At 47.4% G+C, this 17606-nt stretch carries 14 protein-coding genes; 12 read left to right on the forward strand and 2 right to left on the reverse strand.

Annotated elements, in window-relative coordinates:
- The first annotated feature begins 115 nt into the window (after positions 1–115).
- Genes glgA through D8Y20_RS04590 form a run of 3 tightly spaced genes read left to right on the forward strand, consistent with a single transcriptional unit; the run spans position 116 to position 3147 of the window.
- Positions 116–1582: a glycogen synthase GlgA gene (glgA, locus tag D8Y20_RS04580; RefSeq protein WP_121541863.1), complete on the forward strand. Its 1467-nt coding sequence runs from the start codon at positions 116–118 to the stop codon at positions 1580–1582.
- Entirely contained in the window at positions 1583–2518 is a 936-nt protein-coding gene (locus tag D8Y20_RS04585) for an ROK family protein (protein WP_121541864.1), read from the forward strand. It abuts the gene before it with no gap.
- An 8-nt stretch (positions 2519–2526) separates the two neighbouring features.
- The gene (locus D8Y20_RS04590; protein ID WP_121541865.1) at positions 2527–3147 is read left to right on the forward strand and encodes a YigZ family protein; all 621 of its coding nucleotides are present in this window, start codon (positions 2527–2529) and stop codon (positions 3145–3147) included.
- 91 nt (positions 3148–3238) lie between these two features.
- Here D8Y20_RS04590 and D8Y20_RS04595 read toward each other — a convergent pair whose 3' ends face one another.
- Both D8Y20_RS04595 and D8Y20_RS04600 read right to left on the reverse strand, forming a co-directional pair.
- Entirely contained in the window at positions 3239–5737 is a 2499-nt protein-coding gene (locus D8Y20_RS04595) for a glycogen/starch/alpha-glucan phosphorylase (protein WP_121541866.1), read from the reverse strand.
- A gap of 392 nt (positions 5738–6129) precedes the next feature.
- The gene (locus D8Y20_RS04600; protein ID WP_121541867.1) at positions 6130–7314 is read right to left on the reverse strand and encodes a 6-phosphofructokinase; all 1185 of its coding nucleotides are present in this window, start codon (positions 7312–7314) and stop codon (positions 6130–6132) included.
- A 130-nt stretch (positions 7315–7444) separates the two neighbouring features.
- Here D8Y20_RS04600 and D8Y20_RS04605 point away from each other — a divergent pair, with 130 nt between their 5' ends.
- The 9 genes from D8Y20_RS04605 to rpsI all read left to right on the forward strand — a co-directional run bounded on the left by D8Y20_RS04605 (position 7445) and on the right by rpsI (position 17541).
- Complete coding sequence (locus tag D8Y20_RS04605; RefSeq protein ID WP_121541868.1) at positions 7445–8251, forward strand: inositol monophosphatase family protein; 807 nt, start codon at positions 7445–7447, stop codon at positions 8249–8251.
- A 122-nt stretch (positions 8252–8373) separates the two neighbouring features.
- Positions 8374–9327 carry a class II fructose-bisphosphatase gene (gene glpX / locus D8Y20_RS04610; protein ID WP_121541869.1) on the forward strand — a complete coding sequence of 318 codons (954 nt, stop codon included), beginning with the start codon at positions 8374–8376 and terminating at the stop codon, positions 9325–9327.
- Between the two features lie 157 nt (positions 9328–9484).
- On the forward strand, positions 9485–11476 hold the full coding sequence (gene tkt, locus D8Y20_RS04615) for a transketolase (RefSeq protein WP_121541870.1): 1992 nt from the start codon (positions 9485–9487) through the stop codon (positions 11474–11476).
- 37 nt (positions 11477–11513) lie between these two features.
- Positions 11514–12509 carry a type I glyceraldehyde-3-phosphate dehydrogenase gene (gap, locus tag D8Y20_RS04620; protein WP_121541871.1) on the forward strand — a complete coding sequence of 332 codons (996 nt, stop codon included), beginning with the start codon at positions 11514–11516 and terminating at the stop codon, positions 12507–12509.
- A gap of 188 nt (positions 12510–12697) precedes the next feature.
- Positions 12698–13876 (forward strand): phosphoglycerate kinase, encoded by a 1179-nt coding sequence (locus tag D8Y20_RS04625; RefSeq protein ID WP_121541872.1) that lies wholly within the window; start codon positions 12698–12700, stop codon positions 13874–13876.
- Positions 13877–15343, forward strand: coding sequence for a pyruvate kinase (pyk, locus tag D8Y20_RS04630; protein WP_121541873.1), 1467 nt, complete (start codon positions 13877–13879; stop codon positions 15341–15343).
- 65 nt (positions 15344–15408) lie between these two features.
- Complete coding sequence (gene fba / locus D8Y20_RS04635; protein ID WP_121541874.1) at positions 15409–16446, forward strand: class II fructose-bisphosphate aldolase; 1038 nt, start codon at positions 15409–15411, stop codon at positions 16444–16446.
- Between the two features lie 257 nt (positions 16447–16703).
- Positions 16704–17135 carry a 50S ribosomal protein L13 gene (rplM, locus tag D8Y20_RS04640; protein WP_121541875.1) on the forward strand — a complete coding sequence of 144 codons (432 nt, stop codon included), beginning with the start codon at positions 16704–16706 and terminating at the stop codon, positions 17133–17135.
- Between the two features lie 13 nt (positions 17136–17148).
- Positions 17149–17541 carry a 30S ribosomal protein S9 gene (rpsI, locus tag D8Y20_RS04645; protein WP_121541876.1) on the forward strand — a complete coding sequence of 131 codons (393 nt, stop codon included), beginning with the start codon at positions 17149–17151 and terminating at the stop codon, positions 17539–17541.
- Positions 17542–17606: the final 65 nt, after the last annotated feature.

Genomic DNA, 17606 nt, shown 5'->3' on the forward strand with positions numbered 1-17606 from the left:
ACCGGACAAAAAGGCCAAGCAGTCTCTCTCTATTTATGCCATCGCCATGCATTGTTTCCTGCATTTCCTGATATGCATAAGAGTGTGCTAGCATCCACGCATTCAGGGGGGAATAATGACAACAGCACTCAATATCGTTTTCATCGCATCAGAGGCTTCACCATTGGCAAAAACAGGAGGATTGGCTGATGTCGCGGGCTCTTTACCGCATGCTCTTCAGCATCTTGGACACAAAGTCACCGTCATCATGCCATTTTATCGCCAGCATATTGAAGCATCAGGATTCGCGACAAAAGCATTAGGTACAAGTATTGAAATGTGGGCTGATGGCGTGCAACGTCACTGCCCATTGCATGAAGCCACTGTCGATAACCTCACTTTCATACTCATCGAACAGGATGATCTATATAACAGAGAAGGACTATATGGGCCTGCCGGTGGTGCTTATGATGATAATCTACTGCGTTATCTGTTATTCGACCGCGTCGCACTGGAAGCCGCTGCACAGCTAGGTACCCAAGTGGATATTATACACTGCCATGACTGGCAAACCGGCATGATCCCACTGTTGTTAAAAACACAATATCAGCATCATCCTGAAATCGCGCACGCCCAATGTGTATATACCATTCACAATCTCGCCTACCAGGGTAATTTTGGTGCTGACTGGATTCACCGTCTTGGCATTCCCAGCCACCATTTTCATCCTGAAGGATTTGAATTCCATCACCAGATCAACTGCATGAAGGCTGGCATTGCATCGGCTGAGGCTGTCACCACCGTTAGCCCTTCTTATGCTGAAGAAATTCTCACACCTGAGTACGGATGTGAACTGGAAGGTTTCCTGCGAAACCACAGTTACAAACTCTCCGGCATCGTCAACGGACTGGATATTGACGATTGGAACCCGGCTACCGACACCGCCATTGAAACCTCCTTTGGTGCCTTAAAAACGGCAGGCAAAAAGGATTGCAAATTAGCATTACAAAAAGCATGTGGACTGGATGTTTCAGATGATACGCCATTGTTGGTGTTAATTTCTCGTCTGGCTGATCAGAAAGGTATTGATTTATTACTGGCCAATGCAGGACGCTGGATAGAACGTGGTTATCAACTGGTTGTGCTTGGCTCCGGTGACCCGCATAGCGAACATGCACTGCATCACCTGGCAGACAGCACCCCCAAGCAAATGTATTTTTATCGTGGCTTTAACGAAACGCTGGCACGCCAAATTTATGCCGGTGGCGATATGTTCCTGATGCCGTCGCGTTTCGAACCATGCGGACTGGGACAATTGATGGCCATGCGTTATGGAACCGTACCTGTCGTACGTGCTACTGGTGGTCTGAAAGACACCGTGATTGATTATGCCGCAAACAAAAGCCACGCAACTGGTGTACACTTTTTAGATGCAACACCGGAGGCCTTTGATGTCGCTGTTGAACAAGCCGTTGAGCTATATCGTAAACCGGCCGTCTGGGCGCGCATCCGTTGCAATGGTCTCAAACGCGACTCTTCATGGGAAGCTTCAGCCGGTGATTATGTAGGCCTGTACCAACAATTGTTAGCAGATCCAAAATAGATGCAGCACATTCTGGCTGCTGATATTGGCGGCACCAACCTACGCTTAGCCATCACCGACCAGACCGGTAAGATTCTGGATGAATCGCGCGTGCAGGCTGAATTAAGCCTGCACAATGCTGCATCTAAACGCGCAGCAGAAGCGCACATTATCACGACAATCAGCCATGGAATTCATACGTTTCTGAAGCAAAGTAGCTACAGAGCAAACAGCATCGGCATCGGTTTCCCTGGTTTTTTTCATGGCCAAACCGGCGTACTCGCATCCTCACCTAACCTACCCCTACTGCACGACTTCCGATTGGCTGAGCTATTAAGCAACAGCATAGATAAACCCGTAGCCGTACAAAATGATGCACTCTGTGCCGCCATTGGCGAACATCGCTTTGGAGCCGGTCAAGGGCAAAATAATCTACTGCATATCACGCTTGGTACAGGCGTTGGCGGTGGACTCATACTCAACCATAAGCCGTATGGCGGCGAACACGGCATGGCGATGGAATTTGGTCATCTCTGTGTTGAACGCGCTGTTGGAAATAGTCGTCCATGCGGTTGCGGCAACACGGGTTGTTTGGAAAGCTACGCATCAGCCAGCGCTGTGATTCAGATCTATCAAGAAAAAACCGGACTGCGTTGCAGTGCCAAAGATATTTATCACAAAGCCCGTAGTGGTGATGACGTTGCACAGCGCATTCTCACGCAGGCAGGTACTTATCTCGGCATGGCAATCGCAGAAACCATAAAGTTACTGGATATCTCCACCATCACAGTAAGTGGCGGCCTAAGTGGAGCCTGGCCCATTATTCACCCCGCGCTGATAGAATCACTCGATGCCAACCTCATTCCACCGCTAAAAGGAAAAACCACCGTGCTACAATCCACGTTGGCCGACAATGCAGGATTGCTTGGAGCTGCCGCTATCGCACCAATACGTTAATCCTTTCTGTGGCTTCATCGTATCAAATACCTGCTCACAACATCTGTGTTGAACAGGAGATTAAACGCAGTCGTTTTATTGCGGATATTGGCCATGCCGAGAGTAAAGCCGATGCCATGGCATTTATCGAACAGATCAAGAAACGCGAGCCCGATGCCCGCCACCACTGCTGGGCCTATATTGCCGGTCACCCGACCGAATCGATTGAACGGGCCTGCTCTGATGCAGGAGAACCACAGGGTACAGCCGGAAAACCTATGCTGAATGTACTACAACATAAGCATATCGGCGAAATCATCGTTGTTATATCCCGTTATTTCGGAGGCATCAAACTTGGTGCAGGCGGTCTGGTACGGGCTTATTCAAGTACAGTGCAACAAGCTATTGATACTCTGCCGCTTAGCCAGCGTATCCTCACCACTACAGCCGTCGTACACACACCTTTTGCACTGGAGAGCAATATGCGTCATCTGCTTGCAAGCGCTGGCATCACGATCAAAGAGAGCCTATATCGCGAAAACGTACAGCTGCATATCGATGTCGAAATTGGCAGTGAGGCAGAGCTGGCCAATAATATTCGTGAAAAAAGCGCCGGCAAAGCCGAACTCAAGCTCAATACGGTTAAATAAAATCAATTGCAAAAACAGCACGCATTACGCCACAAAAAAGGGGTGAACAGACTAAGTCTGTTCACCCCTCATATAACGCACTTAAGCTGTCTTATTTCAGCTTGATTGGTTCCAGCTTCCAGATATCACGATTATAGTCTTCCATCGTTCTATCGGTAGAGAACTTACCACTGTAGGTAGTATTAAAGATGCTCATGCGTAGCCATGACTTTTGATCCTGATACGCTTCAGCAGCACGCTGCTGAGCATCAACATAGGTACGGAAATCAGCCGCAACCAGCCACGGATCATCACTGCCACGAATAGCATGTGTGATAGATGAGAACAGACCGGGTTCAAACTGACTAAAGTGACCACACTCCAACAGCTCCATTACACGTTTGAAATCTTCATCAGCGGCAATAATAGCACTTGGATCGTAGTGTCCACGTGTAGCTTCCACCTCTTCAGCAGTCAGGCCAAACAGGAAGAAGTTCTCTTCACCAACCTCTTCACGGATTTCAATATTGGCACCGTCCAACGTACCGATAGTCATGGCACCATTCATCATGAACTTCATGTTGCCGGTACCGGATGCTTCTTTACCTGCTGTAGAAATCTGTTCAGAAAGATCAGTAGCCGGAGCGATGATCTCCATGGCGGATACACGGTAGTTCGGGAAGAACACCACTTTAAGTTTATCACCCACTTCAGGATCATTATTGACCACTTCCGCCACATTACTTACCAGCTTGATGATCTGTTTGGCCATATAGTAACCAGGCGCGGCTTTACCACCGATCAATACACAGCGGTTGGTCCAGTTAGCGGTGTCACCACGTTTGATACGGTCATACAAATGAATCACATGCAAGACATTCAGCAACTGACGTTTGTATTCATGAATACGTTTCACCTGTACATCAAACATCGCATCAGGACTAAAACGCACACCACATACCTGCTCAACAACCTCTGCCAAACGCTCTTTATTCTGACGTTTACAAGCAGCCCATTTTTTACGGAAAGCAGCCTTTTCCGCATATGGTGCTAACTGACCCAACTCACTCAATTTGGTAACCCAACCTTCGCCAATCGTTTCATTGATCAATGCAGACATCGGTTTATTGCACATCGCCATCCAGCGGCGCTGCGTCACACCATTGGTCTTGTTGTTGAATTTTTCCGGCCACATGGCGTAAAAATCAGCAAACAGACCTTCGACCAACAGGTCAGAATGCAATTGAGCCACACCATTGACCGAGTAACTGCCCGCTATGGCCAAATAAGCCATACGCACCTGCTGTACATCACCCTCTTCGATAATGGACATACGACGCTGACGTTCTACATCGCCCGGCCACTGTTTGGCTACTTCAGTGAGGAACCGCGCATTAATTTCATAGATAATATCCAGCACACGCGGCAACAAACGACCGAACAGATATACAGGCCAGCGTTCTAAGGCTTCCGGCAACAGGGTATGGTTGGTATAAGCCATGGTCTTGCTGGTAATTTCCCAAGCATCGTCCCACTCCAGATGATATTCATCCATCAGAATACGCATCAATTCCGCCACAGATACAGTCGGGTGTGTATCATTAAGCTGGAAACAGTTCTTGGCCGCAAACTGACTGAAATCATTACCGTTCTTTTCCACCCAGCGGCGGATCACATCTTTAATACTGGCACTGGCCAGGAAATACTGCTGTCTTAAACGCAGCTCCTTACCATTTTCGCTGGAATCATTCGGATACAACACCATCGAGATATGCTCAGCTTCATTCTTGGATGCAACAGATTCAGGATAACTACCAGCATTGAATTCGCCCAGGTCAAATTCATCGGTTGCAGCCGATTTCCACAAACGCAGCGTATTTACCGTACCATTTTGATAACCTGGAATCGGAGTGTCATAAGGGATAGCCAGCACATCATTGGCATCAACCCAACGGCAACGCAGAACGCCTGCATCATCACGATACTGTTCGGTACGGCCACCGAAATGGATGCGCTGTTCATATTCAGGACGTGCAATTTCCCAAATGTTACCATTTCTCAGCCAGTGATCAGGCTCTTCCGCTTGCGCACCATCTTTGATCAGCTGACGAAACATGCCGTATTCATAACGGATACCGTACCCGGTAACTGGCAGTTGCAAGGTAGCACAACTATCGACAAAACAGGCTGCCAAACGACCCAAACCACCGTTACCAAGACCAGCATCATGTTCTTCATCAATCATCTCTTCGAGATCAATACCAAGATCGTGCATCGCCTGTTCAGCCTGTTCATCCAGACCAAGATTCAGCATCGCATTACCCATCGCACGGCCCATCAAAAATTCCAACGACAGATAATATGCCCTGCGACCATCTGCTTCACAGCTCGCTTCACGACTATCTTTCCAGCACTCCATCAAACGATCGCGAATGGTGAACGCCAAAGCCTGATAGTTGTAATGGCTTGAATGGGAACGGTTATCCTGCCCCAAAGTACGCACGAAATGGCGTTGAATACCATTGACCAGATCATAGCTGGTCGCGCCGACTGGCGGCACATTGGTGATATCATATTTGGGCGTAGCATTTTTTGTTGATTTTGTAGTCATTATTTCACCTTTTGTAAAACACATCTTGAAGCATAATTTTGGGGCGCGCACACTGTCTATTGTATCTGACCAAGTCAATGTAAGGCAACGCTATGAGCAGTGTAATCGCATTAAATCTTCTATGTTTAACTTTCATGATTCAGCATATTTCACCGCAGAGTACGCAGAGTTACGCAGAGAAAGTCAAATGCGTTGTATTACTGGACTCCATTGAATGTAATACAGCAAAAAGAACAATCATTGAAACATGTAAAACCATCATACCAATGAGAGAGTAGCAAACTCACATGTATTGTTTGGTTTTACTTTGCGTAACTCTGCGTACTCTGCGGTGAAGGCTTTTGAATATTTTATTATGAGCAGCCTCTTTAATATGCTGTCGCAATACTACCCTAGAACAATCTGCCAATTTTAGGCAAATCACCCACCAGAGGAGCAACATAATCCAACCAAGCCTGCGTCACATCATTACCGGCTTCGTTGATATATTCACCTTTCATTTCTGTAGCTTCACGCGCCACTGTAGATAACGGTGTCACAAAACACTCACTGGCATACGGCACACTGGAGATGCGACGAATCGCCACAGAACCCGGCTCAGCAGTTTTCACAGCATGATTTACCCCGTACGCTCCAACCATACGCGCCTCTTCTGCATCAACAGGTGAGACAATAGAGGCAAAGCTGCGCTGCAAATAACCAAATGTATCAGCGCGTACACGCACGGTTTCTCCGGCATACGCTTCTTTCACTTTGGCTGAAAGAAAATCGCCTAACGCACCCGACCCTGAAAGCTGTAAATTACCATGAGAATCGCGTTCGCCGCTGGTCATGACTGGATTGCCATCCGCATCGGTAATACCTTCAGAAACTGCCACCACACAGCGACCAAATTTCACTACAGCCGCTTTCACATCGGCCTGAAACTGAGCTACATCAAAGGTACGCTCAGGCAGATAAATCAAATGCGGACCATCACTATCAGACTGGCGAGCCAGTGCTGAAGCAGCCGTTAAGAAACCGGCATCACGGCCCATCACAACATTGATTTTAATACCCGGTAAAGCGTTGTTGTCACGATCATCACCCATGAATGCCAGGGCTACAAATCGTGCTGCGGAAGCAAAACCCGGACAGTGATCTGTTACTCTCAAATCATTATCAATGGTTTTGGGAATATGAATGGTGCAAAAGTCATAATTCGCTTCTTTGGCCATTTCAGCAATAATATGCGCTGTTTCGGCCGAATCATTGCCGCCGATATAAAAGAAATAGCGCACATCATTTTTCCTGAACACTTCAAACACACGTTCGCACTCAGCTTTACCAGGCTTCAACCGTACAGAACCCAGACCAGCAGCGGGCGTATTTGCCAATAGTTCAAGCTCATCATCACTCTGCGTAGTCAAATCGATAAAATCTTCCTTCATAATGCCGGCAAGACCATGTTTCGCACCCAGAATACCAGTGATATTCGCCTGCTTTCGTGCTGCCAGTATCGCGCCGACCAGAGACTGATTAATCACTGACGTAGGACCACCGGACTGTCCGATTACCATTTTACCTGTTAAAGCCATTACAATTCTCCTGTGAAAAAGTGGCGGCATCATAGCGTTTAATGCATAGTGATGACATCATCAATATGCACACACATGCCGGTTCGATATGATTAGACCAATATTCAACCTACATTCATAGAAGGCACTTATGACCCAAAAAAAATCTAACATTACACTACAATCACTTATTCATATACTTCAACAGGCAGGCAGAGAGATTGTCCTGCCCGGATTTCACACATCGATTCAAACCACCCAAAAAACCGACGGCTCCGTTGTCACTGAAATCGATCTGGCCTGCCAGCAGTTCATTGAAAAAAAGCTAACAGAACTCGATAGCAGCATTGCTTTTTTGGGTGAAGAGATGTCCGAATCTGAACAGCTACAATGCCTCAAAGAGAGCCATGGTCGTTATTGGTGCCTGGATCCACTCGATGGCACTACAAATTTTGTCGCCAACGTTCCGGGCTTTGCGATTTCACTGGCCTTGATAGAATCTGGCGTACCACAGATGGCCTGTATTTATGACCCTGTGCGACAAGAAACGTTTAGCGCTGCTCGCCATGCAGGCGCGCACCTCAACAATCAAGCTATCAGGTGTGCACCAGTTGCTAACCTTGATGAATCTGTTGGTTATATAGATTTCAAACGCCTGCAACGCGATACCGCCATATCCATGGCCTGCGACCGCATCTACCGTAGCCAGCGAAATATTGGCAGTTGCGCACTCGAATGGGCCTGGTTGGCAGCTGGGCGCGGTCACTTTATTGTACATGGTGGAGAAAAAATCTGGGATTTTGCAGCTGGAAGTCTGCTTGTTCAGGAAGCCGGCGGAAGGATTGGTGATTTTTCCGGCCAGTCATTATTTCCCTGCCATGCACTTTCATCACCCATCCTGGCGACCTGCAACCCCACGCTTCAGGCCAAGCTTCAAGCCAAGCTTAACCCTGGATGACATATAATCATAAATAGCGTGAAGAGACTTGCATTTATTGAATGTCGCATTCTCTCTCCAAATCCGCTAGTATGCGGCTGCTTAAAAAACAAGCTTGCTCACAATCCGGAGGGGAAAACAGCATGAATACAGTAGCTGATCTTAAGATTGACTTGGTTGAAGTCTGCGAAGCAGCAGCCCGCGCCTGCGCACCATACGTTGGTTCTGGCCAAAAAGATGAAGGTGATGGTCTGGCTGTTGATGCCATGCGCACCCGCATCAATGAAGTAAAAATGAAAGGCGTGATTGTCATCGGTGAAGGCGCTAAAGATGAAGCTCCTGCCCTGTATGACGATGAAGAAGTAGGCGATGGTCGCGGTATCGGCGTTGACATTGCAGTTGACCCCATCGAAGGCACCAACCTTTTTGCCAGAGATGCAGCAGGCTCTATCGTAACCCTGGCAGCAGCACCGGCAGGCACTATGTATCGTCCGGGTTCATGCTTTTACATGGAAAAGCAGGTTTATCCTAAAGCTGCCCGTGGTAAAATTGATCCGGAAGCACCTGTAGCAGATCGTCTGGCCCAGCTGGCTTTGGCTCTGGGTAAAAGTGTTGCTGAAGTAACCGTGTTTGTTTTGGACAAACCCCGCCATCAGAATCTGATGAAAGAAATTTATGCCTGCGGTGCAAAAGTTCGTCTAGCCACCGATGGCGATGTTAACGGTGCCATTCAAGCCGTGTTAAATAAAGGCTCTGATGCATTGTTCGGCATTGGTGGCACTCCTGAAGGAATTGTCACAGCTTGTGCCGCACGTGCTATGGGCGCTGAAATGTTTGGCCGCATGGCTCCTCAGAAAGACTTTGAGGTCAAGCTTTGTGAAGAAGAAAACATCGACACCAAACGCATCATCACCCGTGATGAGCTTGTAACATCAGATGACTGCATGTTTATCGCTACAGGCTTAACCTCCGGTGAATATGTTGACCATGTCAAAGTCGGCATTGACGCTGATGGTAAGTACATGACTACCGATACTGTCGTGTTATCCGGTTCCGTAGGCAATATTCGCCGCGTTCAGACCACCTTACACGTCTAAACACTGAAACGAACCAGAAACCAAGCGTCACCCATAAGAGCTCTTTATGGGTGACGCGATAAGTATTGATTTGGCATACATGGCTTTATATATATAATGTTCCGCCATATCGTTAAAAAAAGATCTTATTAATATATGAAAAGGGGATTGAAATCACATGAGTAATAGCAGCCGTAGACACCTGGCCAACGCCGTTCGCGCACTTGCGATGGACAGCGTGCAGAAAGCAAATTCCGGACATCCGGGCGCCCCAATGGGCATGGCAGATATCGCCGAAGTTCTTTGGAACGACTACATGAAACACAACCCGACCAACCCAAGCTGGGCTGATCGCGACCGTTTCATCCTGTCTAATGGTCATGGCTCTATGTTGATCTACTCCCTGCTTCACCTTACTGGTTATGATCTTGCTATTGATGATCTGAAACAGTTCCGTCAGCTACATTCTCGCACTCCAGGTCACCCGGAGTACGGTTATGCACCAGGCGTTGAAACTACGACTGGCCCTCTGGGTCAGGGCATCACCAATGGTGTCGGCATGGCGTTGGCTGAAAAAACTTTGGCCGCTCAATTTAACAAGCCAGGCCACGACATTGTAGATCACAACACCTATGTATTCTTAGGTGATGGTTGTTTGATGGAAGGAATCTCACATGAAGCTTGCTCTCTGGCCGGCACATTGGGCTTGGGCAAACTGATCGCATTCTGGGATGACAACGGCATCTCAATTGATGGTGAAGTTGAAGGCTGGTTCACAGATGATACCCCGGGCCGCTTTGAAGCATACGGCTGGCAGGTTATCCGCAATGTTGATGGTCATGATGCTGAAGAGATCAAAGCAGCTATCGAAACTGCTAAAGCTGAAACAGGCAAACCAACCATGGTTTGCTGCAAAACCATCATTGGTTTTGGCTCTCCAAACAAAGCCGGCTCGCACGATTGTCATGGTGCAGCTCTTGGTGATGAAGAGATTGCACTGGTTCGTAAAGAACTTGGTTGGGAATCTGCTCCGTTTGAAATCCCTGCTGATGTATATGCTGGCTGGGATAACAAAGACGCTGGTGCTGCTGCAGAATCAGAATGGGACGCTCGTTTTGAAGCATATGCAACTGCATTCCCAACAGAAGCTGCAGAACTTAAACGCCGCCTGAACAACGAACTTGCTGCTGACTGGGATGCTGGTGTAGATGCATTTATTGCTGAAGTTGATGCTAAAGGTGAAAACATCGCTTCCCGTAAAGCTTCTCAGAATGCCATTGCTGCACTAGCTAAGCTAACACCTGAATTCTTGGGCGGCTCTGCTGACTTGGCAGGTTCAAACCTAACACTTTGGCCTGATGCCAAACCAGTCACTAATCATGACGATGGTAACTACGTCAACTACGGCGTGCGTGAATTCGGCATGGCTGCAATGATCAATGGTATCTCTCTGCACGGCGGTTTCGTACCTTACGGCGCTACATTCCTGATGTTCTCTGAATATGCCCGTAACGCACTACGCATGGCTGCATTGATGAAAGTACGTCACATTGAAGTATTCACCCATGACTCTATCGGTCTTGGTGAAGATGGCCCTACGCATCAGCCTGTTGAACAGACAGCTACTTTGCGCATGATTCCTAATATGGACGTATGGCGCCCATGTGATGCAGTTGAATCAGCTGTATCATGGAAAGTCGCGGTTAAAAACCAGACTGGCCCATCATCATTAATATTCTCTCGTCAGAACTTGCCACACCAGGCACGTAGTGCCGATCAGATTAAATTAATCGAACGCGGTGGCTATATCCTGAAAGATTGTGAAGGCACACCTGATGCCATCATCATTGGTACAGGTTCAGAAGTATCTTTGGCAATGGAAGCTGCAGCTGCCATTACCGATAAGAAGATTCGTGTTGTTTCTATGCCATCCACCAACGCATTCGACAATCAGGATGCAGCATATAAAGAATCAGTACTGCCAGCATCTGTCACTGCACGCGTTGCAGTAGAAGCCGGTGTCACTGGTTTCTGGGCAAAATATGTTGGTCTGAATGGTAAAGTTGTCGGTATCGACACATTTGGTGAATCAGCACCTGCTGGTGAATTGTACAAACTGTTCGGTATCACCACTGAAGCGGTAGTCGCTGCAGTAAACGAAGTCGCTTAATTAATTAAACTATAACTAGAGAGAGGAGAGAATAACAATGACAATCAAAGTTGGTATTAATGGTTTTGGCCGCATTGGCCGCATGGCGTTCCGCGCTATTGCAAAAGACTTCCCGGAAATGGAAGTTGTAGGCATCAATGATCTACTCGATGCAGATTATCAGGCATATATGCTTAAATATGACTCAGTACATGGACGTTTTGATGGCGATGTTGCTGTTGCTGATGGCAACCTTGTTGTTAATGGTAAAACCATCCGCATCACTGCTGAACGCAATCCTGCTGATCTTAAATGGGATGAAGTTGGCGCTGATGTCATCTTGGAATGTACGGGTTTCTTCCTGACTGAAGAATCTTGCCAGGCACATATTGAAGCTGGCGCTAAAAAAGTATTGCAGTCTGCACCTTCCAAAGATGCGACTCCAATGTTCGTTTATGGTGTAAACCACGAAGATTACGCTGGTCAGGCCATCGTTTCTGCAGCTTCTTGTACGACCAATGGTCTGGCACCTGTTGCAAAAGTATTGAATGACAACTTCGGCATCAAACGTGGTCTGATGACTACGGTTCATGCTGCTACTGCTACTCAGAAAACTGTTGATGGCCCTTCAAACAAAGATTGGCGCGGCGGTCGTGGTATCCTGGAAAACATCATCCCATCATCTACCGGTGCTGCAAAAGCCGTAGGTAAAGTGATTCCATCTCTGAATGGTAAACTGACTGGTATGGCGTTCCGTGTACCAACATCTGACGTATCTGTTGTTGATTTGACCGTTGAACTGGAAAAAGAAACCTCTTATGACGGTATCGTAGCCGCCATGAAAGAAGCTTCTGAAGGTTCCATGAAAGGTGTTTTGGGCTTCACTGACGAAAAAGTGGTTTCCACTGACTTCCGTGGTGACTCTCATCCATCTATCTTCGACGCAACTGCTGGTATCGCTATCGATAGCACATTTGTGAAGATCGTTGCCTTCTATGACAACGAATATGGTTATACCTGCAACATGTTGCGCGTATTGAGCCACATCGCTTAAATCAAGCTTGAGCGTGGGAGCCCTTTCTTCTGGAGAGGTGCTCCCACGTTTGTCATTGCCCGTTTATGCATGTTCATTCATACATAAGCAGGCAGCGACAAACGTTCACACGTTGTTGATTAAACCAATGTCATCATCTTGCCATCTATATAGCTAAGATCATGACCTACCACTATAGGAGTATGAGAATGTCTGTAATCAAAATGACCGACCTCGATCTGGCTGGTAAACGCGTACTAATACGCGAAGATCTGAATGTGCCAATCAAAGATGGCAAAGTAACATCCGATGCCCGTATCCGCGCATCCATGCCAACCATTACACATGCAGCTAATGCTGGCGGCAAAGTAATGTTGATGTCTCATGTTGGTCGCCCTACTGAAGGTGAGTACAGCGAAGAAAATTCTCTACAACCTGTTGCTGACCATATCGCTGGCTTGCTTGGTAAACCTGTTCGTTTGATCCGTGACTACCTGGATGGTGGGTTCGATGTAGCTGACGGCGAAGTTGTACTACTTGAAAACGTGCGCTTTAACGCCGGCGAAAAGAAAAATGATGAGACATTATCTAAAAAGTATGCTGCTCTTTGCGACATCTATGTAATGGACGCATTTGGTACAGCGCATCGCGCACAAGCCTCTACACACGGCGCTGGTACATACGCACCGGTTGCATGCGCTGGCCCTCTTTTAGCTGGTGAGTTGGAAGCACTGGGTAAAGCACTGGATAATCCAGCCCGCCCAATGGTTGCAATCGTTGGTGGCTCTAAAGTATCGACCAAACTGACCGTACTGGAATCTCTTGCCACTAAAGTAGATCAGCTGGTTGTAGGCGGCGGTATCGCCAACACCTTTATTGCCGCTGCTGGCCTGCCTGTTGGTAAGTCTCTATACGAAGCAGACCTCATTGACACTTGCAAACGACTCACTGCTGATGCCATTGCCAATGGTGGTAGCATCCCTGTACCAACTGATATTGTTTGTGCTAAAGAGTTCTCACCTACTGCGGAAGCAACCCTGAAAGCGGCTGATGCCTGCCTTGATGATGACATGATCTTCGATATCGGTCCTGATTCAGCAGCAGAACTGGCTGAAATCATTAAAAATGCCGGCACCATCGTATGGAATGGTCCTGTTGGCGTATTTGAATTCGATCAATTTGGCGAAGGTACTAAAGCAATCTCTTTAGCTATTGCTGAATCCGAAGCATTCTCTATTGCAGGCGGCGGCGACACACTCGCTGCTGTTGATAAATATGGCATTGCAGACAAAGTATCTTACATCTCCACTGGCGGCGGTGCTTTCCTTGAGTTCTTGGAAGGTAAAGATTTACCAGCCGTTACCATGTTAGAAGGACGTGCCGCTTAAGTGATTAATTTTCGTAGAACTAAAATTGTAGCAACGCTTGGTCCAGCCTCCGAATCCCCGGAGATGCTGGATAAGTTAATTAAAGCAGGCGTCAATGTTGTACGTCTTAACTTTTCACACGGTAGTGCTGATGAGCATAGAACGCGTGCGGAAAATGTACGCGCAGCAGCCAAAGCAAACGGTGTATGTGTTGGTATTCTTGCAGATATGCAGGGACCAAAAATACGCTGTGGTAAATTTAAAACCGGCAAAACCATGCTTACACCGGGTCAACATTTCATTCTTGATGGTGATATGAGTCTGGATGATGGTGATGACGAACGTGTTGGCCTCACCTATAAAGAGTTGGTCGGAGATGTAGTACCGGGCGCACGCCTGCTGCTTAACGATGGCCTGCTTGTTATGGATGTAGATAAGGTCATTGGTCAGGAGATTCACTGCACCGTAGTGATTGGTGGCGTACTCTCCAACAACAAAGGCATCAATCGTGCTGGTGGCGGCCTATCTGCTGCTGCATTGACTGACAAAGACAAAGAAGACATCAAAACTGCATGTGCCATTGGTGTTGATTATGTCGCTATATCATTCCCGCGTCATGGAGCTGATATGGAGTACGCCCGCTCTCTGGTGCGTGCTGAAGGCAGTAATGCCGGTTTGGTTGCCAAAGTTGAACGTGCTGAAGCTGTTCTCCCGGAAAACCTCACATCCATCTTGGAAGCATCCGACGTTGTCATGGTAGCCCGTGGTGATCTTGGTGTTGAAATTGGCGATGCATCTGTGCCACCGGTTCAGAAACGCATTCTACGTGAAGCACCAAAGCACAACACACCCGTCATCGTTGCTACTCAGATGATGGAGTCCATGTGTGAAAATCCAATCCCGACACGAGCTGAAGTGAATGACTGTGCAAATGCAGTACTTGATGGTACCGATGCCATCATGCTTTCCGGTGAAACGGCTGCCGGAAAATACCCTCTGCAAGCTGTTGAAGCCATGCATCGCACCTGTATTGAAACAGAAAAACAGAGAGTACTACCATCCGCTGCAACCCGTGACCCGCATTTCCCACCGAATTCCATCGATGAGTGTATTGCGCGCCAGGCTATGGAGTCGTCTCATATGATGCCAATTTCTGCGATTGCGTCATTCACACAGAGTGGTAACACCGTTCTGTACATGTCCCGTCATCTGACCAAGTCACCGATTTATGCGTTGACGCCATCAGCTGAAACAGCCGGACGCGTTACGCTGTTCAGGAACGTTATCCCTAAACCTGTATCAGATGACTATGGCCCTAAGGATGCTCAGAAAGCTACCCGCGATGTTATGGCCATGATGCTCTATGATAAACTGGTGACCGAGGAAGATCTGGTCATCATGACACTAGGCACCCCTATGGGCGCTGCCGGTGGCACCAACACCATGAAGATCGTACGTGTGGGCGAAGTATTCACTAAAGAAATATAAAATAATGGTTCATACGAACCGGATAATTGGGCATACTATGCCCGCTAAAACACAAGGAGAAAGAAATGGCTTTAATTTCATTACGTCAATTACTGGATCACGCAGCTGAAAACAGCTACGGCATGCCTGCATTCAATGTAAACAACATGGAGCAGGTTCATGCAATCATGGAAGCTGCTAACGAAGTAAACTCACCGGTCATCATGCAGGGTTCTGCTGGTGCACGTGGTTATGCTGGCGAACCATTCTTGCGTCACATGATTGATGCCGCAATTGAGCAGTACCCGCATATTCCGGTTGTAATGCATCAGGATCACGGTTCTGAGCCAGCAGTTTGTCTGCGTTCAATCCAGTCTGGTTTCTCATCTGTCATGATGGATGGTTCTCTGGAAGCTGATTGCAAAACACCTTCCTCTTTTGAATACAATGTTGCAGTAACTAAAAACGTTGTTGACATGGCACATGCTGGCGGCGTTTCTGTTGAAGGCGAGCTGGGTTGCCTGGGTTCATTGGAAACTGGCGAAATGGGTGAAGAAGATGGCCACGGCGCTGAAGGCAAGCTTGATCTGGACATGCTGCTAACGGGTGTTGATGAAGCTGTTAATTTCGTTAACCAGACCAACGTTGATGCTCTGGCTATCGCAATCGGCACCTCACATGGCGCATACAAATTCACTAAACCACCTACAGGTGAAGTACTTCGTATTGACCGCATTGAAGAAATTCACGCGGCTCTGCCAAACACCCATCTGGTGATGCATGGCTCTTCTTCAGTTCCTCAGGACTGGTTGGCTATCATCAATGAATTTGGTGGCGAAATGGGCGAAACATACGGCGTTCCTGTTGAAGAGATCGTTAAAGGCATCAAATCCGGTGTTCGCAAAGTAAACATCGATACAGACCTTCGTATGGCTTCTACTGGTGCGGTTCGTCGTCACCTGCAGGAAAACCCATCCAACTTCGATCCACGTAAATTCTACAAAGCTGCTAAAGATGCTATGAAAGATATCTGTACAGCACGTTTTGAAGCATTTGGTTCTGCTGGACAGGCATCATCTATCAAAGCCAACTCTTTGGAAAAGATGATCAGCTTTTACAGCTAAGTTCAACAACTGACAAATCTTGACTAAAAAGGCGGGCCGCATGGTCCGCCTTTTTTTATTTACGACCCGTAATGATTAAGCTCTCAACGAATTTTTGACTTCACCCGACAACCACAACAGCTTAATAGTGATGAAAATGAATCATGGCGTTTGACATCACCCTTACCCCTCTTATAATGCACCGCCTTTGCAAGGCAGACCCAAAGTTTAAAAACTTTAGATGGATGCCTAGATCCATTGCAAATACGGAGAGATTTATGTCTACCTGGACTGTTCGCCCCGGCGATATTGAACGTAAATGGCTTGTTGTTGATGCCACTGATCTAGTACTTGGTCGTTTAGCTACACAGCTTGCTACTGTACTACGTGGAAAACATCGCCCGGAATATACCCCGCACGCAGATTGTGGTGATAACATTATTGTTATCAACGCTGAAAAGATCCGCGTAACCGGTAACAAAGAAAGCGACAAGGTATATTACCATCACACGCGCTTTGCTGGTGGCCTAAAAAGCATCACACTAGAGAAGCAACGTGAGAAACATCCAGAGCGCATCATTGAAGCAGCTGTAAAAGGCATGATGCCAAAAGGCCCATTGGGTCGCTCTATGCTTAAAAAGCTTAAGGTTTATGCTGGCAGTGATCATCCTCACGCAGCACAGCAACCTGAAGCAATGAAATTGAATTAAGGAAGTAATTAAAATGGCAGAAACAGTGTACCGCGGCACAGGTCGTCGCAAACGTAGTGTAGCTCGAGTTATGATTAATGCTGGTGCTGGTCGCATTTCAGTCAATGGTCGCGAACTGGATAACTATTTCCCAGTTGAGATCATTCGTCAGCAAGCAATCTTGCCTTTGAGTGAAGTACAGCTATCAGGTCGCATTGATGTACGTGTGACTGTTGCTGGTGGCGGCATCTCTGGTCAGGCCGGCGCTATTCGTCATGGTTTGGCTCGTGCCCTATTGGAATATGATGCTGGTCTTCGCCCTGCTCTAAAAGCAGCTGGCTTTCTGACTCGTGACTCTCGTAAAGTTGAACGTAAAAAGGCTGGTCTTAAAAAGGCACGTCGCGCTCCACAGTTCTCCAAGCGTTAAATCAAAACATCGGGTTTCAATACCCAAACAAAAAAGGGAAGGCATTATGCCTTCCCTTTTTTGTT

This window comes from Mariprofundus sp. EBB-1 (assembly GCF_003665155.1).
GTDB lineage: Bacteria > Pseudomonadota > Zetaproteobacteria > Mariprofundales > Mariprofundaceae > Mariprofundus.

Bases quoted from the DNA above. Each gene is read 5' to 3' on its own strand.
- glgA (WP_121541863.1), top strand. From the start codon at position 116: ATGACAACAGCACTCAATATCGTTTTCATCGCATCAGAGGCTTCACCA.
- D8Y20_RS04585 (WP_121541864.1), top strand. From the start codon at position 1,583: ATGCAGCACATTCTGGCTGCTGATATTGGCGGCACCAACCTACGCTTA.
- D8Y20_RS04595 (WP_121541866.1), bottom strand. From the start codon at position 5,737: ATGACTACAAAATCAACAAAAAATGCTACGCCCAAATATGATATCACC.
- D8Y20_RS04600 (WP_121541867.1), bottom strand. From the start codon at position 7,314: ATGGCTTTAACAGGTAAAATGGTAATCGGACAGTCCGGTGGTCCTACG.
- D8Y20_RS04605 (WP_121541868.1), top strand. From the start codon at position 7,445: ATGACCCAAAAAAAATCTAACATTACACTACAATCACTTATTCATATA.
- glpX (WP_121541869.1), top strand. From the start codon at position 8,374: ATGAATACAGTAGCTGATCTTAAGATTGACTTGGTTGAAGTCTGCGAA.
- tkt (WP_121541870.1), top strand. From the start codon at position 9,485: ATGAGTAATAGCAGCCGTAGACACCTGGCCAACGCCGTTCGCGCACTT.
- gap (WP_121541871.1), top strand. From the start codon at position 11,514: ATGACAATCAAAGTTGGTATTAATGGTTTTGGCCGCATTGGCCGCATG.
- D8Y20_RS04625 (WP_121541872.1), top strand. From the start codon at position 12,698: ATGTCTGTAATCAAAATGACCGACCTCGATCTGGCTGGTAAACGCGTA.
- fba (WP_121541874.1), top strand. From the start codon at position 15,409: ATGGCTTTAATTTCATTACGTCAATTACTGGATCACGCAGCTGAAAAC.
- rplM (WP_121541875.1), top strand. From the start codon at position 16,704: ATGTCTACCTGGACTGTTCGCCCCGGCGATATTGAACGTAAATGGCTT.
- rpsI (WP_121541876.1), top strand. From the start codon at position 17,149: ATGGCAGAAACAGTGTACCGCGGCACAGGTCGTCGCAAACGTAGTGTA.